Source organism: Bradyrhizobium sp. Leo170, from assembly GCF_004296405.1.
In the GTDB taxonomy this organism is placed as follows: Bacteria; Pseudomonadota; Alphaproteobacteria; order Rhizobiales; family Xanthobacteraceae; genus Bradyrhizobium.
The window spans coordinates 1-622 of the sequence record NZ_PSRR01000837.1 but is presented as its reverse complement, the minus strand read 5'-3'; the positions used below and the strand labels follow the sequence as shown (position 1 = coordinate 622).

The window sequence follows — 622 nt, the reverse complement described above, 5'->3', positions numbered from 1 at the left end:
GGCATGTGGTCGGCGATGGTGGTGTGCCGCGAGGTGCAGAATGTTTGATGCGGTCGCTGGCGCGTTGGCTGCGAGCTCCGCTTGCACCCACGCTGCGATGTTACTCATCGTCGCCGTCCTCGCGCTCGAGCTTGAATTTGTTGGCCGTATCGGATGCGCGGAAGTAGTTGACCGGCGCGCTGCGCCATGAGTCCATGGAGTCGCCGCCAGGTGCGGTAGCCTCACCGCGTCCGATGCAGGACGCGAACAGTGCGGTAATCGTCTCGATAGAGTTCGCGAGCCGTTCGGTCGCGTCCGCGGTGCGCTCAGCGGCCTTGGCGTTTCGCAGCCCAAGGATGAGCAGCGGTCCAGCGGCGCCCGCGAGCGTATCGGCTGCGTCGGCTAACGCCTGGGTCGCGAACAACGTTTGCTTGCGCAAAGTTTCATCCAAGGCTGGCGCCTTGTCGTCGGTAATCATGGTGGCAGGTCTTTCGTGTGTGGACGGGGTTGACAGGCTCGGCCAGCCACCGAAAGAAGACGCCGCATCCCCCGCAGAATGCGGCCCCTATCTACTGGCGATGCGACGCTGAGAATCGCGCACCGGCCGGAATCCGGTCGCTAAGCCACTGGTCTGATAGAGCTT

Annotated in this window: 1 protein-coding gene; it reads right to left on the bottom strand. The window is 63.7% G+C overall.

Annotated features, from left to right (window positions below):
• Window positions 1–100: 100 nt before the first annotated feature.
• A complete protein-coding gene (locus CWO89_RS45000; protein WP_130232017.1) occupies window positions 101–457 on the bottom strand; it encodes a hypothetical protein in 357 nt (118 codons plus the stop codon).
• Window positions 458–622: the final 165 nt, after the last annotated feature.

What these genes read in the sequence shown, in the direction of transcription:
- CWO89_RS45000 (WP_130232017.1), bottom strand. Translation starts at nt 457, where the DNA reads ATGATTACCGACGACAAGGCGCCAGCCTTGGATGAAACTTTGCGCAAG.